The organism is Achromobacter sp. NFACC18-2 (assembly GCF_900108985.1).
Classification (GTDB): Bacteria; Pseudomonadota; Gammaproteobacteria; order Burkholderiales; family Burkholderiaceae_B; genus Achromobacter.
This window is the reverse complement of the sequence record NZ_FNYM01000003.1, coordinates 186536-213240: the sequence shown is the minus strand read 5'-3', so window position 1 is coordinate 213240 and position 26705 is coordinate 186536. Positions and strand designations below refer to the sequence as shown.

The window sequence follows — 26705 nt, the reverse complement described above, 5'->3', positions numbered from 1 at the left end:
CACAATAATTTTATGGATTGAACCCATTAAACAGCAGATGTTTGCAGGCCGGATCAATGCCAGAATCGGGGATCGCAGCCGCGCGGCCGCGACGCGTTTCTTCCCCCAACCGATAACGAGTAGAGACATGACGACCCCTGCCCGCATTCCCGGCGTTTTTTCCCCGGTGCTGACACCGTTCGATGAGCGCCATCGTCCGGCATTGGGCCGCTACGTGAAGCATTGCCGCTGGCTGCGCGAGCAGTCCGTCGGACTGGCCATATTTGGGACCAATTCCGAGGCGAATTCGCTGTCCCTGGCCGAAAAGCACACCCTGCTGGACGCGCTGCTCGACGCGGGCGTGGAACCGTCGGCGCTGATGCCCGGCACGGGCGCGTGCGCGCTGCCCGACGCCATTGCGCTCACCCAGCATGCGGTGCGCAGCGGCAGCATGGGCGTGCTGGTGCTGCCGCCGTTCTACTACAAAGGCGTCAGCGACGAAGGCCTTTTCCGCTACTACGCCGGACTGATCGAGGGCGTGGGCGACGACGCGCTGCGCATGTACCTGTACCACATCCCGCCCGTCAGCCAGGTGCCCCTCAGCCTGGATCTCATCGACCGCCTGCTGGACCGCTACCCCGGCATCGTCGCGGGCGTGAAGGACAGCGGCGGCGATTGGGCCAACACGGCGGCGATGATCGAACGCTTTGCGCCGCGCGGCTTCCAGGTCTATGCGGGCAGCGAGGCATTCCTGCTGCAGACGCTGCGCGCGGGCGGCGTGGGCTGCATCACGGCGACCGGCAACGTCAATCCGGGCCCCATCGTCGCGCTGCAGCAGCGCTGGCAGGAAGCGGATGCGGACGAGCGCCAGGCGGGCCTGAACGCCACGCGCAACGTGTTCCAGCAATTTCCCATGATTCCCGCCATGAAGGCCGCCATCGCCTGGAAATCGGGCGACGCCGCGTGGGCCACGGTGCGCGCGCCGCTGGTCGAGCTGAACGCGGCGCAGACCGATGCCCTGAAGGCTGCGCTTCAGGCCAACGGCTTTGACATGCCTGGTGCGGCCGCGCTGGCCGACGCCTGATCGCTGCCTGATTCCTGCCTGGCTCCTGACCGCGACACGCGGACGGTCCCGCCGGACCGTCCGCGCCGGCGCGGCCCGCGCCATGCGGATCAGCTCACGACACCAATGTTCCAGGGCACAAACTCGTGGTCCCCCAGCCCCAGCAATTCGCTCTTGCTGCGGGCGCCCGAGGCCACGCGCAGGATCTCTTCGAAGATCCGCTGCGCCACCTCTTGCAGCGTGGCGGTGCCGTCCAGGATCTGGCCACAATTGACGTCCATGTCCTCGGTCAGGCGCTCGAACATCGGCGTATTGGTCGCGAGCTTGATCGAAGGCACCGGCTTGGCGCCGAACATCGAGCCGCGGCCGGTGGTAAAGCAGATCATGTTCGCGCCGCCCGCGATCTGCCCTGTCGCCGACACGGGATCAAAGCCCGGCGTGTCCATGAACACCATGCCCGGCTGCCGGACGGGCTCTGCGTAGCGATACACCTCCATCAAGCCCGTCGTGCCGCCCTTCATCGAGGAACCCAGCGATTTCTCGAAGATATTGGCCAGACCACCCATCTGATTGCCCGGACTGACCTTTCCATTGATCTGCACGTCACGGCCCGGCGAGTATTCTTCCTTCCACCAGCGGATGCGCCGCACCAGCTTCTCGCCCACCTCGCGGCTGCGCGCGCGCGAGGTCAGGGTGTGCTCCACCCCATAAATTTCCGGGGTCTCCGACAATATGGCCGTGCCGCCGTGGCGCACCAGGATGTCCATGGCCGCGCCCAGCGCCGGATTCGCGGTGATCGACGAAAACCCGTCCGACCCGCCGCACTGCAAGCCGATCTTCAGGTGCCGCGCAGGCACCGGCACACGCTGCACGTCGTTCGCCTGCGGCAGCATGGCCTTCACGGCATCGATGCCCGCTTCGATGGTTTTACGCGTGCCGCCGGTCTCCTGCATGATGAATGTCCGCAGCCGCGCGCCCGCTTCGAGGCCCTGGTCCTTGAGCAGCGCATCGAGCTGATTGCGCTCGCAGCCCAGCCCGACGATCAGCACCCCGGCAAAGTTCGCATGACAGGCATAGCCGCCCATCGTGCGCCGAAGCAGGTCCATCGGCTCGCCCGACATTTCCATGCCGCATCCCATGCCATGGCTCAGCGCCACCACGCCATCCACATTGGGATAGGCCGCCATCGCCTCCTGCGTGAACGCCGCGGCAATGCGATGCACCACCGTGGCGGAACAGTTCACGGTGGCCAGGATGCCGATGTAGTTGCGCGTGCCCACCTGCCCGTTGGCGCGCACGATGCCCTGGAATTGCGCCTGCTCGGACTCGGGCAGGATGCGGGTCGGCACGTAATCGCGCGCGTGCGCATAGTCGCGGTCGAACTCCTGGAAGTCCATGTTGTGCGAGTGGACGTAGGTGCCGGCCGGTATGTCCGTGGCGGCAAAGCCGATGCACACGTTGTACTTGAGGATGGGCTCGCCCGCGCGCAGGTCGCGCGCCGCGATCTTGTGCCCGGCCGGGACCTGGCTGCGGCTGACGAGGCCTTCGGCAGGCACGGCCGTGCCGATGCCCAGCGGCACGCGCGCCACCACGACGTTGTCCGCGGAGTGCAGCCGGATGACGGGACCGGCGGCGCGCTTTTCGGTGAAATCGATCATAGATAGTCTCGGGAAGGAAAAATGGGGGCGACCGGCATCAGGCGACCGGCTGCGGGCGACCGGCGTCGGGCGACCGGCTCCGATCGCCCGGCAGGTCCGCCCTACTCGGGCTTGATGCCAATATCTCGGATCAGCACCGACCAGCGCGGCAGCTCGGCGCCCACGAAGCGGCTGAAGGCGGCCGAATCGCTGCCCACCACCGTGAAGCCCTGCTCGCTGAGCTTGGCCTGCATATCGCGCTGGTCCAGCGCGGACCGGATCGAGGTGGAAAGCTTGTCGACCACGGCCTTGGGCGTCTTGGCCGGCGCGAAGACGCCGTACCAGGTCGAGACCTCGAAGTCCTTGAAGCCGGATTCGGCCAGCGTGGGGATCTGGGGCGCCTTGGGGTCGCGTTTCAGGCTGGTGATGGCCAGCGGGCGCAGCTTGCCCGAGCTGATGTACGGCAGCGCCACCGGCAGGTTCGCGAACATGTAGGGCACATGTCCGCCCAGCACGTCGGCGATCGCGGCCGATTCGCCCTTGTAAGGCACGTGCGTCACCTTGGTGCCCACCATGTGGGCATACAGCTCTCCGGCGATGTGCTGCGGGCCGCCCTGGCCTGAGGAGGCATAGCTGAGCGCGCCGTTGCCGGCCTTCCGGATGTGCTCGGTGAGCTCGCCGACGCTCTTGACGTCGACCAGGGCGGGATTGACCACCAGGATCAACGGCATGGTGACCACTTGCGAGACCGGCGTGAAGTCCTTTTCGGGCGTGAAGGGCAACGTGGGAAACAAGGACGGCGCGACCACCATGGTGGACTGCGACCCCAGGAACAGCGAATAGCCGTCGGCGGGCGAGCGCGCCACGTTGTCGGCGGCGATCGTGCCCGTGGCGCCTGCGCGGTTCTCGACGACCACCTGCTGCCCCAGGTTTTCGGCCATCTTCGCGCCCACCAGGCGGGCCACGATATCCGCGCCGCCTCCGGGCGCAAAGCCCACGACCATGCGCAAGGGTTTGTTCGGGAATTCGTCGGCCAGCGCGATGGAGGATGCGGTGCCGAGGGCAATAGCCAGGCCGGCGGCGCCGGCCATGCGCGCCATGCGGCGCGCCTGCATACAGGGGTATTTCATCTGACGTCTCCGTGTGCCGTACTCTCGGGCGCCTGCGGGACCGCGCGGGATGCGGCGATCAGGGCCCTGCGACGGCTCGTTGTGGTTTTGGGTGTCGCCAGGGCATTCTGGGCATAGCACTCCACACCAACAAGTACGTGGAAACGCAGTCAGAACATAATCTTTTTGAGGTGTTGAATCGTCGGGCAGCGCCCCTGCGGCGGGCAGGACAGGAGGCCGGAAAATAGACCAGACCCCGGCGCCGGGCAAAAAAAACCACCCGGATGGGTGGTTTTGCAGGATCTGCGCGCAGGGCGCACGCTCAGGCGAGCGCGCCCCGCGTCCATGCAGGAGGCAATCAGAACTGGTACGTGTAGGTAAGCTGCACGACGTCCAGGCCCGGATTCGGACGCTTGATGCTGGCGTTCGAGAAATGCGAATAACGCAGGCCGATGCGGTTGTTCGGGGTGACCAGGAAGCCCACGCCGACGTGGTCGCCGAACTGGAAGGCCGTGCTGATGTTTTCGTCGGCAAAGCGCGTGCTGGAAAACAGCGTGGCGCCGATACCCGCTTCGATGTAGAAGCGTTCGCCGGTCCACCAGCGGAACATCGGGATGGCGCTGAATTGCCACACGTGGCCCGGCGAGCGGGAACCGTCGGCCTGCCAGTACGACGCACCGAATTCCGGCGTCAGATCAAGGCGTCCCCAATTGCCGCCGAATTGATAAGTCCAGAGCGAGGCGGTTTCGTAGTTGAGGGTCAGGCGCTTGTAGTGGTCGCCAATGCCGTAGTGCAGGCTCACGCCCCCCTGGGTGCCTTCGGACGACTGGGCGCTCGCGAAGGTGGCAACCCCTGCCAGGGCAAGGCCGGCAAGGCGCGTCAGCATTTTCTTCTTCGTCGACTGCATTGGAATAACTCCATGTGTTTCTGGACTAACGGAAGACCATAGCAAAATCCGGATCAACTGGCGTGGTGCCTGTCGCAATCTGGCAACAAATTGCCATGAAAAAGACTGTTCCGAAAGTCGCGTGTTTCAGGCCTGCGATATCGCGCTAGGCGGCCATAGCAAGCGCCGTTCCCGAAAACCGCGTCGCGCGCAGAAAAATGCCGCCGGGAGCGCGAGGCTGCCGGCGGCATGTGTCACTGGACGGCCCAACCGCTGCGGCCGGGCGTCCAGGCAGCATTCTCAGGCGGTGACCACGTCCGCCGGCTGGTTGGTCAACAGGGCCAGCAGGCGGGCGATTTCCTCGCGCAGTTGGCGGCGGTCGACGACCATGTCGATCGCGCCCTTTTGCAGCAGGAATTCGGCGCGCTGGAAGCCTTCCGGCAGCTTTTCGCGGACGGTCTGCTCGATCACGCGCGGGCCGGCAAAGCCGATCAGCGCCTTGGGCTCCGCGATGACCACGTCGCCCATGAAGGCAAAGCTGGCCGACACGCCGCCCATGGTGGGATCGGTCAGCACGCTGATGAACGGCAGGCCGGCCGCCGACAGGCGGGTCAGCATGGCGTTCGTCTTGGCCATCTGCATCAGCGACAGCAGGCTTTCCTGCATGCGCGCGCCGCCGGAAGCGGCAACGCAGATGAAGGGGGTCTTGTTGTCCAGGGCGGCCTGCGCGCCGCGCGCGAAGCGCTCGCCGACCACCGAGCCCATGGAACCGCCCATGAATTCGAATTCAAAGCAGGCCAGCGTGGCGGGCACGCCGCGGATCGAGCCGCTCATGACCACCAGCGCGTCGGTTTCGCCCGTCGCCTTGACGGCCTCTTGCAGGCGCTCGGGATACTTGCGCGTGTCCTTGAACTTCAGCGTGTCGACCGAACGCGTGGTCTGGCCGATTTCGACGCGGCCTTCCATGTCGAGCAGCGAATCGATGCGGGCGCGAGCCCCGATCCGCATGTGGTGGTCGCACTTGGGGCAGACGTGGAGGTTGGCTGCCAGGTCTTCGCTATACAGCACCGATTCGCACGACGGGCATTTCACCCACAGGCCTTCGGGAACGCGGCGGGCGCCGCTGTCGCTGGTTTTATTGATGCGAGGAGGCAGGAGTTTATCGATCCAGCTCATTGATTATTCATCCCGTTTGAGATCGCGCCCGGCCGCTCAGGCCGACGCGTTCTCGCGTTTGACTTGATCCAGCGCCTGCCGGATGGTGCGCAGCCAGCCGCTGGCGGCGGCGACTGCGGCGTCGGTTTGCTGGGCAGCCGGCGCATTGGCGACCGCCTGTTCCATGGTTTCGATCAGTTTGCTGCCGATGACGACCGCATCGGCGACGCGCGCCACGCGCTGGGCGCTTTCGGCATCGCGGATGCCGAACCCAACGCCGACCGGAATGTCGCGCACGTGGCGGCGGATCACGGCGACGCGCTCGGCGACGTCGTCGGTGTTGAGCGAGCCGGCCCCCGTCACGCCCTTGAGCGAGACGTAGTAGACATAGCCGCGCGCAACGCCGGACACGGCCTTGATGCGGTCTTCGGTGGACGTGGGCGCCAGCAGGAAGATCGGCGCAATGCCGTGCCCGCCCAGCGTGGCGGCGAATTCGAGGACTTCTTCGGGCGGATAGTCCACGACCAGCACGCCGTCCACGCCGGCCTGCGCGGCACGGCTGGCGAATTCCGCCTGGCCCATGCGCTCGATGGGATTGGCGTAGCCCATCAGGACCACGGGCGTGTCGGTGTCGCGCTGGCGGAATTCGGCCACCAGGTCGAGCACGCGCGCCAGGCCCACGCCCTGCGCGATGGCGCGGTCCGCGGCGCGCTGGATCACGGGGCCGTCGGCCATCGGATCGGAGAACGGCACGCCCAGTTCGATGACGTCGGCGCCGGCCTGGACCAGCGCGTGCATCAGGGGAACCGTGGCGGCGGGGGAAGGATCGCCGGCGGCGATGTAGGGAATCAGGGCCGCGGCGCGGCCGGATTCAGCGGTGCGCGCGAAAGCCGCGGCAATGCGATCGGTGCGGGTTGTCATGGTGTCAGAGCTCGAGGCCGGCGCGTTCGGCGACGGTATGCATGTCCTTGTCGCCCCGGCCCGACAGATTGACCAGGATCACGGCGTCGCGCGGCAGCGTGGCGGCCAACTTCACGGCGTGGGCGATGGCATGGGAGGATTCCAGGGCCGGCATGATGCCTTCGATGCGGCAGCAGTCGTGGAAGGCCTTCAGGGCTTCGTCGTCCGTGATGCCCACGTATTCGGCGCGGCCCGAGTCCTTGAGCCAGGCGTGTTCGGGACCGACGCCGGGATAGTCCAGGCCGGCGGAGACGGAATGCGTTTCCTGGACCTGGCCGTCTGCGTTCTGCATGACATAGGTGCGGTTGCCGTGCAGCACGCCCACCTGGCCGGCGGCCAGCGATGCGGCGTGCTTGCCGCTGTCCATGCCTTCCCCGGCGGCCTCGACGCCAATGAGGCGCACGTTTTCATACGGGATGTAGGGATGGAAGATGCCCATCGCGTTGGAACCGCCGCCCACCGCCGCCACCACGTAGTCGGGCTGGCGGCCGATGGCCTCGGGCATCTGCGTCAGGCATTCGTTGCCGATCACGGTCTGGAAGTCGCGCACCATGCGGGGATAGGGGTCAGGACCCGCCACCGTGCCGATGATGTAGAACGTGTTTTCGATGTTGGTGACCCAGTCGCGCATGGCTTCGTTCAGCGCGTCCTTCAGGGTGCGCGAACCGGAGGTCACGGGCACCACCGTGGCGCCCAGCAGCTTCATGCGGTAGACGTTGGAGGCCTGGCGGCGCACGTCTTCGCTGCCCATGTACACCACGCATTCCATGCCATAGCGGGCCGCCACCGTGGCGGTGGCCACGCCGTGCTGGCCCGCGCCGGTCTCGGCGATGACGCGCGGCTTGCCCATGCGCTTGGCGAGCAGGGCCTGGCCGATACAGTTGTTGACCTTGTGGGCGCCGGTGTGGTTCAGGTCTTCGCGCTTGAACCAGATCTGGGCGCCGCCCACGAGCTCGGACCAGCGGCGGGCGTGGTAGACCGGACTGGGCCGGCCCACGAAATGCTTGAGTTCGTAGTTGAACTCTTCCAGGAAGGCGGGATCGACCCGGTAACGGTCATAGGCCGCGCGCAGCTCGTCGAGCGCGTGCATCAGCGTTTCCGCCACGAAAACACCGCCATAAGGCCCGAAATGGCCCTTGGCATCCGGAAAGTCGTAAGGTTTCACCAAAGCATCTCCCCCGGAACGCGGATAGGCCAATGCCCGCCGCAAATCCGGTTTGCAACCCGTCATTTTACCTGACGCGGGCGGCACCGGCGCGCCGCCCGCCCCCGGGGCGTCCCGCTCCTCAGAGCGACTGCCCCATGCGCCGCAGGAAGGTCTCGCACGCGGCGAGCTGGTCCAGGGCCACGTATTCGTTGGGCTTGTGGGCCTGTTCGATATGGCCGGGGCCGCAGACCACCGTGGGGATCCCGATGCCCTGGAACAGGCCGGCCTCGGTGCCGTAGGCAACCTTGCGCGTGGCGCGGTCCTCGGTCAGGGCGCGCACGAGCTGCGTGATGGCGGCTTCTTCCGAGGCTTCCAGCGCGGGCGCCGCGGCGCCGGTCTCGATGTCGATGCGGGCGCCGTCGAATTCGGCCTGCATGCGCGGCAGGAGTTCTTCGCGCACGTATTTTTCGACTTCGGCCTGGATGTCGTCGGGGCGCATGCCCGGCAGGTTGCGGAATTCGTAGGTGAATTCGCAGAGCTCAGGAATGGTGTTGACCGCGATGCCGCCCCGGATCTGGTTGGTGGTCATCGTGGAGAACGGCACGTCGTAGAACTGGTCGTAGGGCCCGTTGGCCTTGAAGCTGTCGGCCAGGTCGCGGATGCGGCAGATGAGGCGGGCGGCGTACTCGATGGCGTTGCAGCCGCGCGGCGTCAGCGACGAATGGGCCGCCTTGCCGTGGACCTTGCAGCGGAAGAGATTGATGCCCTTGTGCGCCACCACCACCTGCATGCCGGTGGGCTCGCCGACCACGCAGCCTTCGGGACGGATGCCGCGCTCGAGCAGGTCGGCCAGCATGTACGGCGCGCCCGCGCAGCCGACTTCCTCGTCGTAGGAGAACGCCAGGTGGATGGGCTTCTTGCGGGGCATGGCCATGAATTCGGGCACCAAGGCCAGCGAACCGGCGATGAAGCCCTTCATGTCGCAGCTGCCGCGCCCGTACAGCAGGCCGTCCTTTTCGACGAGCTTGAACGGATCGGTGCTCCAGTCCTGGCCGTCCACGGGCACCACGTCGGTGTGGCCCGACAGGACGATGCCGCCCTGCTGGTTGCCGTCCTGCGCGGGCAGCGTGGCGAACAGGTTGGCCTTGGTGCGCTCGGGGTTGTGCGCGAGCCAGGCATCGACGCCCTGGCCCTTGAGCCAGTCACGGACGGTTTCGATCAGGGCAAGATTGGAATTGCGGCTGGTGGTGTCAAAGCCAACCAGCGTTTCCAGCCAGGTGCGCGCGTTCATGTCACTACTCTCGTGGGGAAAAGACGCAGTGTAAAGCCAGCGCGCGCCCGCGTCGCGGACGGCGTGCGCGACCGCCCTCGCGGTAAACGCCTAGAATGTCGGCCGCATTTGACAAGCCCCCCAAGGAGAACCCGTGCAGCACAAAGCAGTCCCCACACGCAACATCGTGGCAGCAGTGATAGGCAACGCCCTCGAATGGTATGACTTCCTGGTGTTCGCGTTCATGACGCCGATCATCGCCAAGCTGTTCTTTCCCACCGATCCCAGCATTCCCGGCAGCGAACTGAACGCCATCCTCATGACCACGGCCATCTTCGGCGTGGGCTTTTTCATGCGCCCGGTGGGCGGCATCATCCTGGGCCTGTACGGCGACCGCAAGGGCCGCAAGGCCGCGATGGTGATGGTGACCTCGCTGATGGCCGTGTCCATCGCGCTGATCACGGTCGCCCCGACCTACCATGCCGCCGGCATCCTGGCGCCCATCTTCATCCTCATCGCACGCCTCTTGCAGGGGTTCTCGGCGGGCGGCGAATTCGGCACCTCGACGGCGCTCTTGATCGAAATGGCGCCCAATGGCCGGCGCGGCTTCTACGGCTCGTGGCAGATGGCGGGCCAGATGCTGGCGCTGCTGATCGGCGCGGGCTGCGGCACGCTCATCACCGAGTTCTTCACCGAGCAGCAGATCGCCGACTGGGCATGGCGCCTGCCTTTCGCCTTCGGCCTGGTAATTGTGCCGATCGCCATCTATATCCGCCGCAACGTCGACGAAACGGATGTCTTCAAGCAGATGAAGGAAGCCGACCGCCAGGCCGCCGCGCGTGGCGAAGTGCAGCGCCTGACGCTGGGCCAGATGCTGCGCACCCACACGCGCGAGACGCTGATCGGCGTGGGCCTCGTGGTGACGGCCACGGTGTCCATCTACATCACCTTCACGTATCTGGTGACCTACTCCACGCAGATCCTGAAGCTGCCGCTGAACCACACCTTCCTGGTGCAGATGGCGGGCGCGGCCCTGATGGTGCTGCTGACCCCCTTCATGGGCGCCTGGTCCGACCGCGTCGGCCGCCGCCCGCTGGTGATCGGCTCGCTGATCGGCTATCTGATCGTGCTGTACCCGCTCTACTTCTGGCTGTCGGACGCGCCCTCGATCGGCCGGCTGCTGACCGTGCAGGTCGTGGTCTGCATTTTCGTGTCGGCCTTTTTTGGCGTGTTCAGCACGGTCATGGCGGAACTGTTCCCGGCGCGCGTGCGCTCGGTGGGCCTGTCGCTTGCCTATAACGTGGCCGTGATGATCTTCGGCGGTTTCGCGCAGTTCATCGTGACCTGGCTGATCAAGACCACGGGCTCGCCCATGGCGCCCGCCTACTACGTGATGTTTGGCGTGGCCCTGGGCCTGGTCGCCGCCTTCTATATGCGCGACCGCGCGCACGAGAAGCTGGAACACTGAAGCGGCGGCGGGCCCCCGGCCCGCCCCAGTGACCGCGGGGCATGATCGGGCGGCGGCTCGCGCCGCCGGATCACAGCCTAGCGGCGCACCGCCGACGACACGCCCTGCACCTCGGCCAGGGCATCCAGCGCGCGGGACAGGGATTCCCCGCCGCGCACTTCCACCGTGAACACCATGTGGGCGAGCGACTGCTTGCTCTGCGTGTTCACGCCCACCACGTTCAGGCGCAGCCGCGCGAAGACTTCGGAGAGGTCGCGCAGCAGGCCGGAACGGTCGTGCGCGCGCACGCTGATGTCCACCGGGTAGAAGGTGTCGGCGGTTTCGCCCCACGCCACCTCGATGACGCGTTCCGGCTCGCGCGCGGCGAGCGCCAGGTAGCTGTGGCAATCGCGGCGGTGGATGGACACGCCGCGCCCCCGCGTCACAAAACCGGAGATGGCATCGGGCGGCGCGGGCCGGCAGCAGCGGGCAAGCTGCGTGAGCAGCGATCCCACGCCCACCACCAGCACGCCGCTCTTGCCGCTTTTCTCGGCGCTGCCCGCGCTGGCGTGGCGCAGCGCCGCGGGCTGGGGTTCAGTGGCCGGTCCCGGCTGCTGGAACAGCGCGTCGATCTGCCGCAGGCTGAATTCTTCCTTGGCCGCCGCGACGTAGAGGTCGTCGGCGCGCGCAAAGCCCAGGTTCTGCGCGAGTTGCTCCAGGTTGACCGCGGTCTTGCCCAGGCGCTGCAGCTCTTTTTCGACCAGGGCCTGGCCCTGCGTGATGCGCTGCTGCAGCTCGATCGCGTTGAACCACATGCGGACCTTGGCGCGGGCGCGCGGGCTGGCCAGAAAGCCCAACTGCGGATTGAGCCAGTCGCGCGACGGTCCGCCGGATTTGGCGGAGAGAATCTCCACGGTCTGCCCGGTGGACAGGCGCGTCTGCAGCGGCACCATCTGGCCGTCGACGCGCGCGCCCCGGCAGCGATGGCCCAGGTCGGTATGCAGGTGATACGCGAAATCCACCGGCGTCGCGCCCGCGGGCAGTTCGATCACGCGCGCCTGCGGCGTCAGCACGTAGATGCGGTCGTCGCCCGGCGCGGGCGCCGCGACGGCGCCGCGGCCCTTGCCGGAGGCGGCCTTGCCGGACGGAGGCTTGGCCGGTTCCGGCACCGCGTCCGCGCCGCCTTCGACCTCGCTGTTCCAGGCGAGCAACTGGCGCATCCACGCAAGCTGCCGGTCGTATTCGCTGGAGGCAGCCACCTGCCCGCCCTTGGCGCCGGCTTCCTTGTAGCGCCAATGCGCGGCCATGCCGTATTCGGCGAACTGGTGCATCTCGCGCGTGCGGATCTGCACTTCAAAGGGACGGCCGTCGTCATCGGCCACCACCGTATGCAGGGACCGGTAGCCATTGGGCTTGGGACGCGAGATGTAGTCGTCGAACTCGTCGGAGAGCGGCGTCCACATTTCATGGACCATGCCCAGCGCCGTATAGCAGGCGCGCACGTCCTCCACGATGACGCGCAGCGCGCGCAGGTCGTACATCTGCGCGAAGTCCAGGCGCTTGACGCGCATCTTGTTCCAGATGCTGTAGATGTGCTTGGGACGCCCGCTGACTTCGGCGTCGATGCCGCCCTTGGCCAGCGCCTGCTGCAGGCGCGCGATGGCCCCGGCGATGAAGGCCTCGCGCTCGACCCGCTTTTCTTCGAGCAGGCGGGCGATCTGCTTGTATTTTTCGGGCTCCAGGAAGCGGAACGACAGATCTTCCATTTCCCATTTGATCTGCCAGATGCCCAGCCGGTTGGCCAAGGGGGCATACAGGTCCAGGGTTTCGCGCGCAAAGCCCGGCGAGCATGGCGCCTTGCTCTCGGCGTGCCAGCGCAGCGTGCGCAGCCGCGAGGCCAGGCGCATCAGCACGATGCGCAGGTCGGCCGCCATCGCCAGCAGCATCTTGCGCTGCATTTCCTTCTGCGAGCCGCTTTCCGCCGACACGTCGCTGGCCTGGCGGGCCACCACGCCCAGCCGCAACAGCGCATAGGTGCCCTGCACCAGACGGGCGATCTCCGCCCCGAATGCCGTGGCGATGGGGTCATTGCGCAGGGACGGCGCGGGGGCCATCAGGTCGGTGGGCAGGGCGGCCAGCAGCGCGGCGGCGCGCGTGGCGGCGTCGGTGTGCAGGCCGGCCAGGATACGGACCACGCCGGCGCCGTGTCCTGCCAGCGGCTCGCCCGTAAGCGCCTGCTGCCCCTCGAAGCGAGGCACGGCCCACTGCACCGCACGGTCGATCAGCGCCAGGCCGTCGTCATCCAGGCCGGCTCCGGCTTCCTGCCGCCAGGAAGCGTCGAATGGCGAAGGCGCATCGGGAACAGGCGGGGCGGACATAACGGACGTAGCGCGGGGGGTTTGGTTGAATATCCCGACACTCTACACTAGGGTTCAGTCACCCTGAACCCACTGCCGCATCGCGGCATATCGTAGGAACCAAAGCTTATGTTGCGCTGGCTGAAGGGCCGGGGCGCCCGCCCGTCCGCGGTGGCCGACATGCAGGCCCGCATCCCGCCCGAACTCTGGAGGCAGGTGCTGGACGCCTACCCATTTTTGGCGGCGCTGACCCCCGACGAAACTGCCCAGTTGCAGGCGCGCGCCGCCTGGCTGCTGGCCAGCAAGACCATCAACGGCGCGCAGGGCCTGGCGGTCTCGGACTTCATGCGGCTGTCCATCGCGGCGCAGGCCGGCCTGCCCATCCTGAACCTCGCGCCAGAACTGTACGAAGGCTGGGACGAGATCATCGTGTATCCGGCCAGCTTCCGCATCCCCCGGTCGCGCCAGGACGAGGACGGCGTCGTCCATGAATACATCGAAGACGCCGCGGGCGAGGCCTGGGAAGGCGGACCGCTGGTCCTGTCCTGGGAAGACACGCAACTGTCCGACGGCGGCTTCAATGTGGTCATCCACGAATTCGCGCACAAGCTGGACCTGCGTTCGGGCGATGCGGACGGCATGCCTTCGCTGGCGGCGCACCCCGAACTCGATCCGCGCGCCTGGCGCCGGGTGCTGGACGACAGCCTGGACCGATTCATTGCCGCCGTCGACGCCGTGGAAGCCGCCATTCCGCGCGACGTGGACCCGGAAAGCGAGGACGCGGACGCCTGGTATGGCCAGTTGCCCCTGGATCCGTATGCCGCCACGGACGAAGCGGAGTTCTTTGCCGTCAGCTCGGAGCACTTCTTCGTCGACCCCCACCCCATGCAGCAGGCCCTGCCCGAGTGGTATGCCCTGCTGCGGGCCTACTACCGGCAGGACCCGGCGGAACGTTACGCATGAAACAGCTGCTGATCGTCTGGCATTCGCGCACCGGCGCGGCGCAGCAGATGGCCCAGGCTGCGGCGCGCGGCGCGGCGGCGGCGGCCGCGGCCCTGGAACAGGCGGACGATCTGCGGATCGAACTGCGGCGGGCGCAGGACGCCGATGCCGACGCGTTGCTGGCCAGCCAGGGCTATCTTTTCTGCGCCCCCGAGAATCTTGCCAGCCTGAGCGGCGAGATGAAGGAATGCTTTGACCGCAACTACTACGCCGTGCTGGACCGAATCCAGGGCCGTCCCTACGCCGCCATGATCAGCGCCGGCAGCGACGGCTCGGGCGCGGCGCGGCAGGTCGAACGCATCTGCACGGGCTGGCGCCTGACTGCCATCGCGCCGGCGCTGATCGTCAACATGGGCGCGCAGACCGCCGCGCAGATCCTGGCGCCCAAGACGGTGGCGGCCGCCGACCTGGCACGCTGCGAGGAACTGGGCGGGCTGTTGGCGGGCATGGTGCTGCTGGGCGCCTGACGCGCGGACGGCAGATTGAAGCCCGGTGTCGGACAACCTGGCTTGCGGCGGCGCCTCAAAGGGCGTCAGTCACCTGGTCACACCGGGTCCAGCCGTACTGCGCAGCGTGAAAAAAAGCCCTCGGCGTGCGCCAGAGGGCTTTTTTCGCTGCGCCGGCCGCAGCCGGCCATGGCCGCGCAATCAGAGGGCGGCCGTCACCACGATCTCGACCTTGTAGTCGGGATTGGCCAGGCGGGCCTCGACGGTGGCGCGCGGAGGCGAATTGCCGTCGGCGACCCACGCATCCCAGGCCTTGTTCATGCCGTCGAATTCCTTCATGTTGGCCACGTAGATCTGGGCCATCAGGATCTTGGTCTTGTCGGTGCCGGCTTCGGCCAGCAGGCGGTCGATCGTAGCCAGCACTTGCTCGGTCTGGCCGGTGATGTCCAGCGTGGCGTCGTCCGGCACCTGGCCCGCCAGGTAGGCAACGCCGTTGTACACGGCCATGTCCGACAGGCGCTTGGCCACGTGAAAGCGCTTGATGCTGCTCATGAAAATTCCCCTAGAGTCGAGTGGAGTGGGTGGAACTGGGCAAACATGCCCGCGCGCGACGCCCAGGCGTCGTCAGGCGGGCGGCAACTGGAACACCTGGCGCAGGTAGGCCAGGTAGGCGGGATCGTCGCACATCGTCTTTTCCGGCGCGTCGGACACCTTGGCCACCGGCTGTCCGTTGCAGCGGACCATCTTCATGACGATCTGCAGCGGCTCGTGGCCCAGGTCGTTGGTGAGGTTCGTGCCGATGCCGAACGACACCTTGCAGCGGCCCGAGAACTGGCGCGCCAGTTCGATGGCGCGGGGAAAGGTCAGCGCATCCGAGAACACCAGCGTCTTGGCGCGCGGATCCACGCGGTTCTTGCGGTAGTGCTCGAGCAGGCGCTCGCCCCAGATGAAGGGATCGCCGGAATCGTGACGCGCGCCGTCGAACAGCTTGCAGAAGTACATGTCGAAATCGCGCAGGAACGCATCCATGCCGTAGACGTCGGACAGCGCGATGCCGAGATCGCCGCGGTATTCCTTGGCCCAGACCTCCAGCGCGAACACCTGCGAATCCCGCAGGCGCGGCCCCAGCGCCTGGCAGGCCTGCAGGTATTCATGGCCCATGGTGCCCAGCGGCAGCACGTCATGTTCCTTGGCGAGCAGCACGTTGCTGGTGCCGGCAAAGTGCGGGCCCATCTCGGCCTTCATGGTCGAGACGATTTCTTCGTGCCAGGCCTTGGAGAAGCGGCGCCGTGTGCCGTATTCGGCCACCCGGAAATCGGCCAGCGCGGGATCGTCCAGCACCAGGTGCATCTTGGACTGCAGCCGCTTGCGGCCCTCTTCCCAGTCCGGATGCTTGCGCGTGTTGCGGAAATAGACCTCGTTGACGATGGCCAGCACGGGGATCTCGAACAGGATCGTGTGCAGCCACGGTCCCTTGACCTCGATGCTGATCTCGCCGGGCCCCTCGCCTTCGGCGATGTGGATGCAGCGCTCGGGCATGTGGAACAGGCCCAGAAAATCAACGAAGTCGCTTTTGATGAAGCGCAAGCTGCCCAGATATTTCAGTTCGTCTTCCGTGAAGCGCAACTGACAAAGCTGGTGCACTTCTTGGCGGATTTCGTCCAGATAGGGGCGCAGGTCGACGCCCTGGGTTCGGCATTTGTACCGGTACTCGACCTGGGCAGCGGGAAAATGATGCAGCACCACCTGCATCATGCTGAACTTGTACAGGTCGGTGTCGAGCAGCGAAGTAATAATCATGATTGCGCGTTTCGTTTCGCGACACCATAGCATAGAGAACACGCCCTTCGGCACGATGGGCCACGCTGTCAATACGGGTATTGCCGACACATCAGCGCGGCATTGGGTAAAATCGCACATCAAGACACATCTGCCGCCGATCCCCGGAGTTCCTGAATGACCCACGTAGTCACCGAAAACTGTATCAAGTGCAAGTACACCGATTGCGTAGACGTGTGCCCGGTGGACTGTTTTCGTGAGGGTCCGAATTTCCTCGTGATCGACCCGGACGAATGCATCGACTGCGCGGTCTGCATCCCCGAATGCCCCGCCAACGCGATCTACGCCGAAGAAGACGTGCCGCAGGACCAACTGAATTTCATCGCGCTGAACGCCGAACTTTCACCGGAATTCGCCAGCATCAGCCGCGCCAAGAAGCCCCTGCCCGACGCCGACGAATGGAACGGCAAGCAGGACAAGCTGCAATACCTGGAAAAGTAATCCGCAGGCGCCCGCCGCAACGCGGCCGGCGCTTCGTGCGATGCCCCGATGACCGACGATTCCAAATATACGCGCCAGACCATCACCAGCGTCCAGACCTGGGTGCCGGACAAGCTCTTCTCCGTGCGCGTGACGCGGGATGACGCGTTTGCGTTCCTGCCCGGCCAGTTCGCCCGCGTCGGCCTGCCTGGCGCGGACGACCCCAGCGGTCCTCCCACGATATGGCGCGCCTATTCCATGGTCTCTGCCCCGCACGAGCCCTGGCTGGAGTTCTATTCAATCGTCGTCCCGGAGGGCCTCTTCAGCCCGCGCATGGCGCGCCTGCAGCCCGGCGATCCGCTTTATGTCGAAAAGGCGCCCTACGGCTTCCTGACGCTGGAACGCTTTGCGCCCGGGGGCGACCTGTGGCTGCTGGCCTCCGGCACCGGCCTGTCGGCCTACCTGTCCATCCTGCGCGACCCCGCCGTCTGGCGCGCCTACCGCCGCATCATCCTGGTGCACGGCGTGCGCACCGCGGCGGAACTGGCCTATCGCGAAGAGATCGAATCCTGGCGCCGCGATCCGGCCCTGGCCGACGTCTTCGCGGCCGATCCCGGCAAGCTCGTCTACCTGCCCATCGCCACGCGCGAACCCGTGCCCGGCATGCCGCAGGAACGCATCACCACGCTCATCGCCGACGGCCGCCTGGAGCAGCTTGCCGGCCAGCCGCTGGATCCGGAGACCGCCAAGGTCATGCTGTGCGGCAACCCGGCCATGTTGGCCGAGGCACGAAAATTGCTGGGTGAACGTGGGTTCAAACCGGGCCGCCGCGGCATCCCGGGCAACCTGGCAGTAGAAAACTACTGGTAGTGCCGTACGATCCGGCGTAGTGCATAAATCCTCCTTTTGGTATCACCGCAAGGCATGAAAGCCGCCCTAAACTGGTGCCAAACACATGACGGGTCGCTTTTTAGCAACAGAAACCGGGACTTTGCCCGACATTCTTCAGTCTGATTGGATATATCGATACGCCCCGGAGCAATAATCGGGGCACACGCTCGACCCAGAAGGACTTCCCCGAAATGCTGTACCAATTGCACGAAATGCAGCGCGCCTTCCTGACTCCGTTCGCTGCATTCACGGACGCCGGTTCTCAGCTGTTCTCCAGCCCCTACAGCCCGCTCGCCTATACCCCGATCTCGCGCCAGTTGGCCGCCGGGTATGAGCTGATGACCCGTATCGGCAAGGAATACCAGAAGCCTGCCTGGAACCTCCCCACCACCCAGATCGGCGGCAAGTCCGTCCGGGTGATCGAAGCCGTGGCCATGGACAAGCCTTTCTGCCGCCTGGTGCATTTCCAGCGCGACGTCCGCCTGGCCGGCAAGAACGACCCCAAGGTGCTGCTGGTCGCCCCGCTTTCCGGGCACCACGCCACCCTGCTGCGCGATACCGTGCGCGCCCTGCTGCCCAACCACGACGTCTACGTGACCGACTGGGTCGACGCCCGCATGGTGCCGCTGTCGGCCGGTCCGTTCCATCTGAACGACTACGTGCGCTACGTGCAGGACTTCATCCGCCGGCTCGGCCCCGACGTGCATGTCATTTCGGTCTGCCAACCCACCGTGCCGGTGCTGGCCGCCGTGTCCCTCATGGCTTCCGCCAACGATCCCTGCCAGCCGCGCAGCATGGTGATGATGGGCGGTCCCATCGACCCGCGCCAGTCGCCCACGCAGGTCAATCGCCTGGCCACGACCAAGCCCTATTCCTGGTTCGAGAACCAGGTGATCCATCCCGTGCCGCCCCGCTATCCGGGCGCGGGCCGCAAGGTCTACCCGGGGTTCCTGCAGCATGCGGGATTCATGGCCATGAATCCCGACCGCCACATGAAGTCCCATTACGACTTCTACCTGGACCTGCTGCGGGGCGACGACAGCGACGCCGAAGCGCATCGCCGCTTCTACGACGAATACAACGCGGTGCTGGACATGCCGGCGGAGTTCTACCTGGACACGATCCGCATGGTGTTCCAGGACTTCTCGCTGCCCAGCGGCACCTGGGAAGTCGAAGGCAAGCGGGTGCGCCCGGCCGACATCAAGGACGTCGCCCTGTTCACCATCGAAGGCGAACTGGACGACATCTCGGGCCAGGGCCAGACGCGCGCCGCCATCGAGCTGTGCAAGAACATCCCCGCCGACCGCAAGTCGCATTACACGGCGCCCAACTGCGGGCACTACGGGATTTTCTCGGGCCGCCGCTGGCGCGAAATGATCTGTCCTAAAATTGCCGAGTTCATCCGGCAATCGGCATAAGGGCGGCAGCGCGCCGTCCGCCGGGCGGGGCACGGGCAAGCGCTCGGCGCCGCCGGCAGCCTGATCCGTATCCACGGGGCCCGAGCGGCCCTTTTTCCATTATTGGCTTTACATGTCCTGTCGCTCACTCGCCGACCGCGTTGACGCCTTGCTGCCCCAGACACAGTGCACCAAGTGCGGTTACGACGGCTGCCGGCCCTATGCCGAGGCCATCGCCGAGGGCGCCGCGCCCATCAACCGCTGCCCGCCGGGCGGCGACGAAGGCATCGCCGCGCTGTCCGCGCTGCTGGACGTTCCCGCCCTGCCGCTGGATCTTTCCCGCGGCGAACCCGGCCCGCTGCTGGTCGCCCGCATCGACGAATCGCATTGCATCGGCTGTACGCTGTGCATCCAGGCCTGTCCGGTGGACGCCATCGTCGGCGCCAACAAGCACATGCACACCGTGCTGGACGACTGGTGCACCGGTTGCGACCTGTGCGTGGCGCCCTGTCCGGTCGACTGTATCCAGATGGTCCCGGCCGGACGCGCCTGGACGGACCAGGACGCCGCGATCAGCCGCCAGCGCCATCGCAATCACCTGGCCCGCGCCGAGCGGCTGGCCGCCGACAACGCGCGCCTGATGGCGCCGGAAACGCCCGCCCCCGCCGCGCCCGCCGCCGACGACACACAAAAGGAAGACCGCAAGCGCTCGGCCATCGAATCCGCGCTGGCCCGCGCCCGGGCCCGCCGCAATCCCACGCAGTCATGAACGCCGCCAAACGCCGAGAAATCTTCGCCCGCCTGCACGCGGCCAATCCCACCCCCACCACCGAACTGGAATACGCCACGCCGTTCCAGCTGCTGATCGCCGTGCTGCTGTCGGCGCAGGCCACGGACAAGTCGGTCAACATCGCCACGCGCAAGTTCTTCCCGCAGTACGGCACGCCCGAGACGCTGCTGGCGCTGGGCGAAGAAGGCCTTGCCGACTACATCAAGACCATCGGCCTGTTCCGCACCAAGGCAAAGAACGCGATCGCCACCTGCAGGATCCTGATCGAGCAGCATGGCGGCCAGGTGCCGCAAACCCGCGAGGCGCTCGAAGCCCTGCCCGGCGTGGGCCGCAAGACCGCAAACGTCGTGCTCAATACCGCGTTCGGACAACCGACGATGGCGGTGGACACGCACATATTCCGCGTCGCGAATCGCACCGGCATCGCGCCCGGAAAAAATGTGCTGGAAGTCGAGCTGAAACTCGAGAAATTCGTGCCCCGCGAATATCTGCTGGATGCCCACCACTGGCTCATCCTGCATGGCCGTTATGTCTGCGTGGCGCGCAAGCCCAAATGCCCGCAATGCGGCATCTCCGATCTCTGCGAATTCAAGCAGAAAACCCCCGCCTGAAACTTCCCGCATATTGCCGCGCTGCATTTCAAAGGCCCGCGGCCACGAACAAAAAACCGGGTTTTCCCTGGCCGTCGATCGCATGTCATCCTGATGACGGTCAATGCGTATTTGCTGCATCGCATTTCCATATTGGAAAGGCTTTCTTCCCATGTCGGCACAGCATTGTCGGCATGCCGACAATTGGCCTTTCCGCAGTGCAAAACCTATGACAAACCCTCATGGAATTTTGATTGCGACGTCCGCATACTCGCCGGCAACTCATAAGAAAACTGAGCACGCAGACAGTTTTCCAACCCTGCGGGGGCCTGACGCAACGACGCCAGGTGGAGACCATATAAATACAACGCTGGTGCAGCGAACATGGATGACACAATCCTGGAGACAAAAGGCCTCACCAAGGAATTCCGCGGCTTCGTCGCGGTCAATGGGGTCGATTTGCGTATCAAGCGAGGCGAGATTCATGCCTTGATCGGGCCTAACGGCGCGGGCAAGACCACATGCTTCAACCTGCTTACGAAATTTCTCTCTCCCACTTCGGGAAGCATCAAGTTCAACGGTATCGACATTACCGGCGAGCGGCCAGCGCAGATCGCCCGGCGCGGCATCATCCGTTCATTCCAGATCTCGGCCGTGTTCCCGCACCTGACCGTGCTGGAGAACGTGCGGATCGGGCTGCAGCGCAAGACGGGCCTGTCATATCACTTCTGGCAAAGCGCCAAGCGCCTGGACGTCCTGAACGAGCCGGCCCGCGCGCTGCTCGAACAAGTGGACCTGGGCGACTTCGCCGACGAGACCACCGTCAATTTGCCGTACGGCCGCAAGCGCGCGCTCGAGATCGCCACCACGCTGGCGATGGAGCCCGAGCTCATGCTGCTGGACGAACCCACCCAGGGCATGGGCCACGAAGACGTGCATCGCGTCACGCAACTCATCAAGCGCGTCAGCGCCGGGCGCACCATCCTCATGGTGGAACACAACATGAATGTCGTGTCCTCCATTGCCAACACCATCACCGTGCTGGCGCGCGGTTCGGTGCTGGCTGAAGGTTCCTACGCCGAAGTCTCCCGCCATCCGGCCGTGATGCAGGCTTACATGGGCACGACCGACGGCGAACTTCAAGGAGCGCACGCATGAGCACCCCCGCACTCGAAATCTCGGGACTGCATGCCTGGTACGGGGAATCGCATATCCTGCACGGCGTGGACATGCGCGTGGGACAGGGCGAGGTCGTCACGCTGCTGGGCCGTAACGGCGCCGGCCGCACCACGACGTTGCGCGCGATCCTGGGCCTGACCGGCTCGCGCAAGGGTTCCGTGCGCATCCACGGCACCGAGGCCATCGACCTGCCCACCTACAAGATCGCCCACCTGGGCGTGGGCTACTGCCCCGAGGAACGCGGCATCTTCGCCAGCCTTTCGTGCGAAGAGAACCTGCTGCTTCCGCCCGTCGTAGGCTCGCTGGGCGGCGGCATGTCGCTGGCCGAGATCTACGACATGTTCCCCAACCTGCTGGAGCGCCGGAATTCCCCGGGCACGCGCCTGTCGGGCGGCGAACAGCAGATGCTCGCCGTCGCGCGCATCCTGCGCACCGGCGCGAACCTGCTGCTGCTCGATGAGATCTCCGAAGGCCTCGCGCCCGTCATCGTGCAGGCGCTGGCCCGCATGATCACCGCGCTCAAGCAGCGTGGCTACACGATCGTCATGGTGGAGCAGAACTTCCGCTTCGCCGCGCCGCTGGCCGACCGCTTCTACGTCATGGAGCACGGCCAGATCGTCGAGCATTTTGAAGCGGCCGAACTTTCAGAAAAACAGGACACGCTCAACGAACTGTTGGGCGTCTAAAACAACCTGTCATCCGCCGGAACCCCGGCAAACACCACACCGTAGGGAAGAGGAGTCATCCCATGAAGCTGCACACCATCACTGCTGCACTGGCCATGGCGGGCCTGGGATTCGCGGGGGCAACCGCCCACGCTCAAGGTATCTCCGACGATGTCATCCGCATCGGATTCATCACCGACATGTCGGGCGTCTACTCCGACATCGACGGCAAGGCCGGCCTGGACGCGGTCCGCATGGCGATCGAGGATTTCGGCGGCTCGGTCAATGGCAAGAAGATCGAAGTGGTCTCCGCCGACCACCAGAACAAGGCCGACGTGGCATCGGCCCGTGCCCGCGAATGGTTCGACCAGCAGAAGGTCGATGTCATCATCGCCGGCACCAACTCGGCCACCAGCCTGGCCATGGCGGCCGTCGCCGCCGAAAAGAAAAAGCCGTTCATCGCGGTCGGCGCCGGCTCGTCCGACCTGACCAATGCCCAGTGTTCGCCCTACACCGTGCACTACGCCTACGACACCGTGGCGCTGGCGCGCGGCACCGGGTCGGCGGTGGTCAAGGACGGCGGCAAGAGCTGGTTCTTCCTGACGGCCGACTACGCCTTCGGCCACGCGCTGGAGCGCGACACGATGGCGGTCGTCAAGGCCAACGGCGGCGAAGTGAAGGGCCAGGTCCGCGCACCGCTGGGCGCCTCCGACTTCTCGTCCTTCCTGCTGCAGGCGCAGGCCTCCAAGGCGCAGATCCTGGGCATGGCCAATGCGGGCGGCGACACCATCAACACGGTCAAGGCCGCCAATGAATTCGGCGTGACCCAGACCATGAAGCTGGCCGGACTGCTAGTGTTCATCAACGACGTGCACTCGCTCGGACTGGAAGCCACCAAGGGCATGTACCTGACCGACGGCTGGTATTGGGACCAATCCGACGCCTCGCGCGCCTGGGCCAAGAAGTTCGAATCCAAGGTCGGCCGCAAGCCGTCCATGCTGCAGGCGGGCGACTACTCGTCGGCGACCTTCTACCTGAATGCCGTCAAGGCGACGGGTTCGGACAACGGCGACGACGTCATGAAGTGGATGAAGTCGAACAAGGTGAACGATTTCTTCGCCCAGGGCGGCTTTGTGCGCGAAGACGGCCGCATGATCCACGACATGTACCTGATGCAAGTGAAGACCCCGGCCGAGTCCAAGGGTCCGTGGGACTACTACAAGGTGGTAGCGACGCTGCCCGGCGACGAGGTCTACACCAAGTTGTCCGAGTCCACCTGCAAGCTGGTCAAGAAATAAACCAGCCGATGTGATCCCGGCGGCGGTCCGGGCAGACAGCCCGGCCGCCTTCATCCTGACTAGCTCGCTTCCTTCCGTACCGCGCAGGATTTTCACAAGATGACTGACATTTTCGGCATCCCCATACAGGCCTTGTTCGGCCAGTTGTTACTGGGCCTGGTCAACGGTTCCTTCTATGCAATGCTGTCGCTCGGACTTGCCGTTATCTTCGGGCTGCTGAACGTCATCAACTTCGCTCACGGCGCCCTCTACATGCTGGGCGCCTTCATCGCCTGGATGGGGCTGTCGTACTTCGGCCTGAATTACTGGATCATGCTGATCCTGGCGCCGCTGATCGTGGGGCTGTTCGGCATCATCATCGAAAAGTTGCTGCTCAAGCACCTGTACAAGCTGGACCACCTGTACGGCCTGCTGCTCACCTTCGGGCTGACGCTGCTGATCGAGGGGCTGTTCCGCAGTTTCTACGGCGTCTCGGGCCAACCCTACCCCACGCCCGACGCCCTGCGCGGCGCGACCAACCTGGGCTTCATGATCCTGCCGAACTACCGCGGCTGGGTCGTGGCGGCTTCGATCATCGTGTGCTTTGCCACGTGGTTCGTCATTGAACGCACGCGGCTGGGCGCCCTGCTGCGCGCCGGCACCGAAAATCCGCGGCTGGTGGAATCCTTCGGCGTGAACGTGCCGCGCATGATCACGCTGACGTACGGCTTCGGCGTCGCGCTGGCGGGTTTTGCCGGCGTGCTGGCCGCGCCGGTGCTGCAGATTTCGCCGCTGATGGGGTCCAACCTCATCATCGTCGTGTTCGCGGTGGTCGTGATCGGGGGCATGGGGTCGATTCTCGGCGCCATCGTCACCGGGCTGGGCCTGGGCGTGATCGAGGGCCTCACCAAGGTGTTCTGGCCCGAAGCGTCCAGCACGGTCGTCTTCATCATCATGGCCATTGTTCTGTTGATCCGCCCGGCCGGGCTGTTCGGAAAAGAAAAATGAATCGTCAATTCCTGGGCTATGCGGTCCTGGCGGTCGTGGTGGCCGCGCTCCCCTTCATGGGCGTGTACCCGATCTTCGCCATGAAGGTCATGTGCTACGCGCTCTTTGCCTGCGCCTTCAATCTGCTGTTGGGCTTCACGGGACTTCTGTCCTTCGGCCATGCCGCCTTCCTGGGCAGCGCGGCCTACGCCGCCGGGCACAGCATGAAGGTCTGGGGCCTGCCCACCGAGCTGGGGCTGTTGTTCGGCGTGGCCGTGGCGGCGCTGCTGGGGCTGGCCATGGGAGCCTTTGCCATCCGACGCAGCGGCATCTACTTCGCCATGATCACGCTGGCGCTGGCGCAGATGGTGTTCTTCTTCTTCCTGCAAGCCGGCTTCACGGGCGGCGAGGACGGCCTGCAAAGCGTGCCGCGCGGCACCCTGCTGGGAATCGTCGATCTGTCCAACGACCTGAACCTGTACTACCTGGTGATGGCCATCTTCATCATTGGCTACTTCATCATCTGGCGCACGGTGAACTCACCTTTCGGGCAGGTGCTGCAGGCCGTGCGCGAAAACGAACCCCGCGCGATTTCGCTGGGTTACGACGTGGACCGCTTCAAGCTGGTGGCCTTCGTGCTGTCGGCCGCGCTGGCCGGGCTGGCGGGCGCCACGAAGACGCTGGTGTTCGTGTCCGCCACGCTGTCGGACGCCACCTGGCAGATGTCCGGGCTGGTGATCCTGATGACGCTGATCGGCGGGCTGGGTACGCTGACCGGCCCGGTGCTGGGCGCGTTCATCGTCGTGCTGCTGGAAAACAAGGTCGGGGATTTCGGCCAGATGATGGCCAAGCTGACCGGCGTGGAATGGTTCCTGCGCCTGGGCGAGTCCGTCACGATCGTGAGCGGCCTGATCTTCGTGATCTGCGTGCTGGCCTTCCGGCGCGGCATCGTGGGCGAACTGGGCGCGCTGTTCAACCGGCGCCGCGCCGCGCGGGCCTGAGGTTCGGTCGCCGCAGCATGACCCACGGGGCCGCGCACAGCGGCCCCGCTGCATTGGGGCGCGCGGGGAGCGCCCCGTACAATGGCAGGCACTCCACTACACAGGTGCCGACCATGCGCAACACGCATCTCGTTTCCGGCCTCGGCGCGCTCGCGCTGGCCGCCGCCCTGCTGTCCCCCCTGGCGGCCCACGCCGCCCCCGCCGCCCCAACTTGCGAAGTCGACCGCCCCGTGCGTTTCAGCGGCCTGAACTGGGAATCCAACCTGGTCCTGGCCGGCATCGAACGCTACGTGCTGGAACACGGCTACGGCTGCAAGACCACGGTTGAAATCGGCGAAACCCTGCCGATGCTGGCCGCGCTGCAACGCGGCGACGTCGACGTCACGCCCGAAGTGTGGCCCGGCCAGATCGAAGGCGCCTGGAAGAAGGCGCTGGCCAGCGGCAAGGTACTGGGCGTGGGCCATGTCTATGACGCTGGCGAAGGCTGGTACATCCCCCGCTACACGGCCGAACGGCACCCGGACCTGAAATCCGCCGCCGACCTGGCGCGCTTCAAGGAGGTGTTTGCCGATCCCGAGGATCCCGGCCGCGGCCGCATCTATGGCTGCCCGGCGGGCTGGGCCTGCGGCACCCTGAACGACAACCTGCTGCGCGCCCTGAAGCTGGACAAGGACTACACCCTGTTCGCCCCCGGTTCCGGCGCCGCCCAAAAGGCCGCCATCGTGTCGGCATACAAGCGCAAGCGCGACATCGTCTTCTATTACTGGACGCCCACGTCGCTGGTCGGCGGGCTGGACCTGGTGAAGCTGCAACTGCCGGCGTTCGACCAGGCGGCCTACACCTGCATGACCGATCCCAAGTGCGCCAACCCCGTGGCCACCGAATTCAAGCCCAATCCGGTCGTCACGGGCATGAACGCCGATTTCGCGAAGGCCGCGCCGCGCGTCACGGAATTCCTGTCCAAGCTGACCGTGCCCGACGAGGCCATCGACGCCACGCTGGGCTGGCTGGAGAACGAGGGCAAGGAACCCGAGGACGCCGCGCGCTATTTCCTCAAGCAGTACGGCCCGGTCTGGCGGCAATGGATGCCCGCGGATGTCGCCGACCGCGTGCAGGCGGCGCTGGCCAAGGAATAGCGCCCCCCGGATCATGTATCCTGGCGTTTCGGCGGGGTGCCGAGGCGGGGCCGCCTGCGCGCGGCCGCCGAGGCG

At 65.9% G+C, this 26705-nt stretch carries 25 protein-coding genes; 15 read left to right on the top strand and 10 right to left on the bottom strand.

Translation table 11 applies throughout. From position 1 onward, the window contains the following. Window positions 1-127 precede the first annotated feature (127 nt). Window positions 128-1063: a dihydrodipicolinate synthase family protein gene (locus tag BMW75_RS05855; protein ID WP_092577803.1), complete on the top strand. Its 936-nt coding sequence runs from the start codon at window positions 128-130 to the stop codon at window positions 1061-1063. A gap of 89 nt (window positions 1064-1152) precedes the next feature. Here the strand turns inward: BMW75_RS05855 and BMW75_RS05850 are convergent, their stop codons facing one another. The 7 genes from BMW75_RS05850 to argE all read right to left on the bottom strand — a co-directional run bounded on the left by BMW75_RS05850 (window position 1153) and on the right by argE (window position 9227). Beyond that, on the bottom strand, window positions 1153-2700 hold the full coding sequence (locus tag BMW75_RS05850) for a UxaA family hydrolase (protein ID WP_076519368.1): 1548 nt from the start codon (window positions 2698-2700) through the stop codon (window positions 1153-1155). Window positions 2701-2801: 101 nt separating this feature from the next. Further along, window positions 2802-3809 carry a Bug family tripartite tricarboxylate transporter substrate binding protein gene (locus BMW75_RS05845; RefSeq protein ID WP_092577801.1) on the bottom strand — a complete coding sequence of 336 codons (1008 nt, stop codon included), beginning with the start codon at window positions 3807-3809 and terminating at the stop codon, window positions 2802-2804. 337 nt (window positions 3810-4146) lie between these two features. After that, a complete protein-coding gene (locus BMW75_RS05840; RefSeq protein WP_092577799.1) occupies window positions 4147-4695 on the bottom strand; it encodes an acyloxyacyl hydrolase in 549 nt (182 codons plus the stop codon). Window positions 4696-4974: 279 nt separating this feature from the next. After that, window positions 4975-5850: an acetyl-CoA carboxylase, carboxyltransferase subunit beta gene (gene accD / locus BMW75_RS05835; RefSeq protein WP_076519365.1), complete on the bottom strand. Its 876-nt coding sequence runs from the start codon at window positions 5848-5850 to the stop codon at window positions 4975-4977. Window positions 5851-5886: 36 nt separating this feature from the next. Continuing rightward, on the bottom strand, window positions 5887-6750 hold the full coding sequence (gene trpA, locus BMW75_RS05830) for a tryptophan synthase subunit alpha (protein ID WP_092577797.1): 864 nt from the start codon (window positions 6748-6750) through the stop codon (window positions 5887-5889). Window positions 6751-6754: 4 nt separating this feature from the next. Further along, entirely contained in the window at window positions 6755-7954 is a 1200-nt protein-coding gene (trpB, locus tag BMW75_RS05825; protein ID WP_092578055.1) for a tryptophan synthase subunit beta, read from the bottom strand. Window positions 7955-8075: 121 nt separating this feature from the next. Further along, window positions 8076-9227 (bottom strand): acetylornithine deacetylase, encoded by a 1152-nt coding sequence (gene argE / locus BMW75_RS05820; protein WP_076519363.1) that lies wholly within the window; start codon window positions 9225-9227, stop codon window positions 8076-8078. A 133-nt stretch (window positions 9228-9360) separates the two neighbouring features. Here argE and BMW75_RS05815 point away from each other — a divergent pair, with 133 nt between their 5' ends. Beyond that, complete coding sequence (locus BMW75_RS05815; RefSeq protein WP_092577795.1) at window positions 9361-10674, top strand: MFS transporter; 1314 nt, start codon at window positions 9361-9363, stop codon at window positions 10672-10674. Window positions 10675-10751: 77 nt separating this feature from the next. Here BMW75_RS05815 and BMW75_RS05810 read toward each other — a convergent pair whose 3' ends face one another. After that, on the bottom strand, window positions 10752-13031 hold the full coding sequence (locus BMW75_RS05810) for a RelA/SpoT family protein (protein WP_092577793.1): 2280 nt from the start codon (window positions 13029-13031) through the stop codon (window positions 10752-10754). A gap of 108 nt (window positions 13032-13139) precedes the next feature. On the opposite strand from BMW75_RS05810, the gene BMW75_RS05805 reads away from it, so the two are divergent. Together BMW75_RS05805 and BMW75_RS05800 are read left to right on the top strand one after the other, a co-directional pair. Then, window positions 13140-13973: a M90 family metallopeptidase gene (locus tag BMW75_RS05805; RefSeq protein WP_092577791.1), complete on the top strand. Its 834-nt coding sequence runs from the start codon at window positions 13140-13142 to the stop codon at window positions 13971-13973. Beyond that, window positions 13970-14479, top strand: coding sequence for an NAD(P)H-dependent oxidoreductase (locus BMW75_RS05800; RefSeq protein ID WP_092577788.1), 510 nt, complete (start codon window positions 13970-13972; stop codon window positions 14477-14479). Before BMW75_RS05805 ends, BMW75_RS05800 begins: the two co-directional genes overlap by 4 nt. A 180-nt stretch (window positions 14480-14659) precedes the next feature. Here the strand turns inward: BMW75_RS05800 and BMW75_RS05795 are convergent, their stop codons facing one another. Both BMW75_RS05795 and pncB read right to left on the bottom strand, forming a co-directional pair. Further along, window positions 14660-15010, bottom strand: a complete 351-nt coding sequence (locus BMW75_RS05795; protein WP_076519358.1) for a RidA family protein — start codon at window positions 15008-15010, stop codon at window positions 14660-14662. Window positions 15011-15082: 72 nt separating this feature from the next. Beyond that, on the bottom strand, window positions 15083-16258 hold the full coding sequence (gene pncB / locus BMW75_RS05790) for a nicotinate phosphoribosyltransferase (protein ID WP_076519357.1): 1176 nt from the start codon (window positions 16256-16258) through the stop codon (window positions 15083-15085). A 156-nt stretch (window positions 16259-16414) separates the two neighbouring features. On the opposite strand from pncB, the gene fdxA reads away from it, so the two are divergent. The 11 genes from fdxA to BMW75_RS05735 all read left to right on the top strand — a co-directional run bounded on the left by fdxA (window position 16415) and on the right by BMW75_RS05735 (window position 26630). After that, window positions 16415-16738, top strand: coding sequence for a ferredoxin FdxA (fdxA, locus tag BMW75_RS05785; protein WP_006389264.1), 324 nt, complete (start codon window positions 16415-16417; stop codon window positions 16736-16738). A 48-nt stretch (window positions 16739-16786) separates the two neighbouring features. Continuing rightward, a complete protein-coding gene (locus BMW75_RS05780) occupies window positions 16787-17587 on the top strand; it encodes a ferredoxin--NADP reductase (protein ID WP_092577785.1) in 801 nt (266 codons plus the stop codon). Window positions 17588-17799: 212 nt separating this feature from the next. After that, the gene (locus tag BMW75_RS05775) at window positions 17800-19026 is read left to right on the top strand and encodes a polyhydroxyalkanoate depolymerase (RefSeq protein WP_076519355.1); all 1227 of its coding nucleotides are present in this window, start codon (window positions 17800-17802) and stop codon (window positions 19024-19026) included. A 112-nt stretch (window positions 19027-19138) separates the two neighbouring features. Next, window positions 19139-19774 (top strand): electron transport complex subunit RsxB, encoded by a 636-nt coding sequence (gene rsxB / locus BMW75_RS05770; RefSeq protein ID WP_076519354.1) that lies wholly within the window; start codon window positions 19139-19141, stop codon window positions 19772-19774. Beyond that, a complete protein-coding gene (nth, locus tag BMW75_RS05765; RefSeq protein ID WP_092577782.1) occupies window positions 19771-20406 on the top strand; it encodes an endonuclease III in 636 nt (211 codons plus the stop codon). Before rsxB ends, nth begins: the two co-directional genes overlap by 4 nt. A gap of 363 nt (window positions 20407-20769) precedes the next feature. Further along, window positions 20770-21543 carry an ABC transporter ATP-binding protein gene (locus tag BMW75_RS05760; protein WP_076519352.1) on the top strand — a complete coding sequence of 258 codons (774 nt, stop codon included), beginning with the start codon at window positions 20770-20772 and terminating at the stop codon, window positions 21541-21543. Further along, a complete protein-coding gene (locus BMW75_RS05755) occupies window positions 21540-22250 on the top strand; it encodes an ABC transporter ATP-binding protein (protein ID WP_076519351.1) in 711 nt (236 codons plus the stop codon). The genes BMW75_RS05760 and BMW75_RS05755 overlap by 4 nt, the downstream gene beginning before the upstream one ends. 62 nt (window positions 22251-22312) lie before the next feature. Further along, entirely contained in the window at window positions 22313-23527 is a 1215-nt protein-coding gene (locus BMW75_RS05750) for an ABC transporter substrate-binding protein (RefSeq protein WP_092577779.1), read from the top strand. 99 nt (window positions 23528-23626) lie between these two features. Beyond that, window positions 23627-24514: a branched-chain amino acid ABC transporter permease gene (locus BMW75_RS05745; protein WP_076519349.1), complete on the top strand. Its 888-nt coding sequence runs from the start codon at window positions 23627-23629 to the stop codon at window positions 24512-24514. Further along, on the top strand, window positions 24511-25494 hold the full coding sequence (locus BMW75_RS05740) for a branched-chain amino acid ABC transporter permease (protein ID WP_092577777.1): 984 nt from the start codon (window positions 24511-24513) through the stop codon (window positions 25492-25494). The genes BMW75_RS05745 and BMW75_RS05740 overlap by 4 nt, the downstream gene beginning before the upstream one ends. A 113-nt stretch (window positions 25495-25607) precedes the next feature. Beyond that, window positions 25608-26630, top strand: coding sequence for an ABC transporter substrate-binding protein (locus tag BMW75_RS05735; protein WP_092577775.1), 1023 nt, complete (start codon window positions 25608-25610; stop codon window positions 26628-26630). Window positions 26631-26705 lie beyond the last annotated feature (75 nt).

Excerpts from the sequence above, each read along its gene's own strand:
- nth (WP_092577782.1), top strand. The coding sequence starts at position 19,771 with ATGAACGCCGCCAAACGCCGAGAAATCTTCGCCCGCCTGCACGCGGCC.
- BMW75_RS05740 (WP_092577777.1), top strand. The coding sequence starts at position 24,511 with ATGAATCGTCAATTCCTGGGCTATGCGGTCCTGGCGGTCGTGGTGGCC.
- BMW75_RS05760 (WP_076519352.1), top strand. The coding sequence starts at position 20,770 with ATGGATGACACAATCCTGGAGACAAAAGGCCTCACCAAGGAATTCCGC.
- BMW75_RS05855 (WP_092577803.1), top strand. The coding sequence starts at position 128 with ATGACGACCCCTGCCCGCATTCCCGGCGTTTTTTCCCCGGTGCTGACA.
- BMW75_RS05845 (WP_092577801.1), bottom strand. The coding sequence starts at position 3,809 with ATGAAATACCCCTGTATGCAGGCGCGCCGCATGGCGCGCATGGCCGGC.
- BMW75_RS05750 (WP_092577779.1), top strand. The coding sequence starts at position 22,313 with ATGAAGCTGCACACCATCACTGCTGCACTGGCCATGGCGGGCCTGGGA.
- BMW75_RS05780 (WP_092577785.1), top strand. The coding sequence starts at position 16,787 with ATGACCGACGATTCCAAATATACGCGCCAGACCATCACCAGCGTCCAG.
- fdxA (WP_006389264.1), top strand. The coding sequence starts at position 16,415 with ATGACCCACGTAGTCACCGAAAACTGTATCAAGTGCAAGTACACCGAT.
- BMW75_RS05775 (WP_076519355.1), top strand. The coding sequence starts at position 17,800 with ATGCTGTACCAATTGCACGAAATGCAGCGCGCCTTCCTGACTCCGTTC.
- BMW75_RS05805 (WP_092577791.1), top strand. The coding sequence starts at position 13,140 with ATGTTGCGCTGGCTGAAGGGCCGGGGCGCCCGCCCGTCCGCGGTGGCC.
- rsxB (WP_076519354.1), top strand. The coding sequence starts at position 19,139 with ATGTCCTGTCGCTCACTCGCCGACCGCGTTGACGCCTTGCTGCCCCAG.
- accD (WP_076519365.1), bottom strand. The coding sequence starts at position 5,850 with ATGAGCTGGATCGATAAACTCCTGCCTCCTCGCATCAATAAAACCAGC.
- BMW75_RS05735 (WP_092577775.1), top strand. The coding sequence starts at position 25,608 with ATGCGCAACACGCATCTCGTTTCCGGCCTCGGCGCGCTCGCGCTGGCC.
- BMW75_RS05800 (WP_092577788.1), top strand. The coding sequence starts at position 13,970 with ATGAAACAGCTGCTGATCGTCTGGCATTCGCGCACCGGCGCGGCGCAG.
- BMW75_RS05810 (WP_092577793.1), bottom strand. The coding sequence starts at position 13,031 with ATGTCCGCCCCGCCTGTTCCCGATGCGCCTTCGCCATTCGACGCTTCC.
- argE (WP_076519363.1), bottom strand. The coding sequence starts at position 9,227 with ATGAACGCGCGCACCTGGCTGGAAACGCTGGTTGGCTTTGACACCACC.
- BMW75_RS05755 (WP_076519351.1), top strand. The coding sequence starts at position 21,540 with ATGAGCACCCCCGCACTCGAAATCTCGGGACTGCATGCCTGGTACGGG.
- pncB (WP_076519357.1), bottom strand. The coding sequence starts at position 16,258 with ATGATTATTACTTCGCTGCTCGACACCGACCTGTACAAGTTCAGCATG.
- BMW75_RS05745 (WP_076519349.1), top strand. The coding sequence starts at position 23,627 with ATGACTGACATTTTCGGCATCCCCATACAGGCCTTGTTCGGCCAGTTG.
- BMW75_RS05850 (WP_076519368.1), bottom strand. The coding sequence starts at position 2,700 with ATGATCGATTTCACCGAAAAGCGCGCCGCCGGTCCCGTCATCCGGCTG.
- BMW75_RS05840 (WP_092577799.1), bottom strand. The coding sequence starts at position 4,695 with ATGCAGTCGACGAAGAAGAAAATGCTGACGCGCCTTGCCGGCCTTGCC.
- trpA (WP_092577797.1), bottom strand. The coding sequence starts at position 6,750 with ATGACAACCCGCACCGATCGCATTGCCGCGGCTTTCGCGCGCACCGCT.
- BMW75_RS05795 (WP_076519358.1), bottom strand. The coding sequence starts at position 15,010 with ATGAGCAGCATCAAGCGCTTTCACGTGGCCAAGCGCCTGTCGGACATG.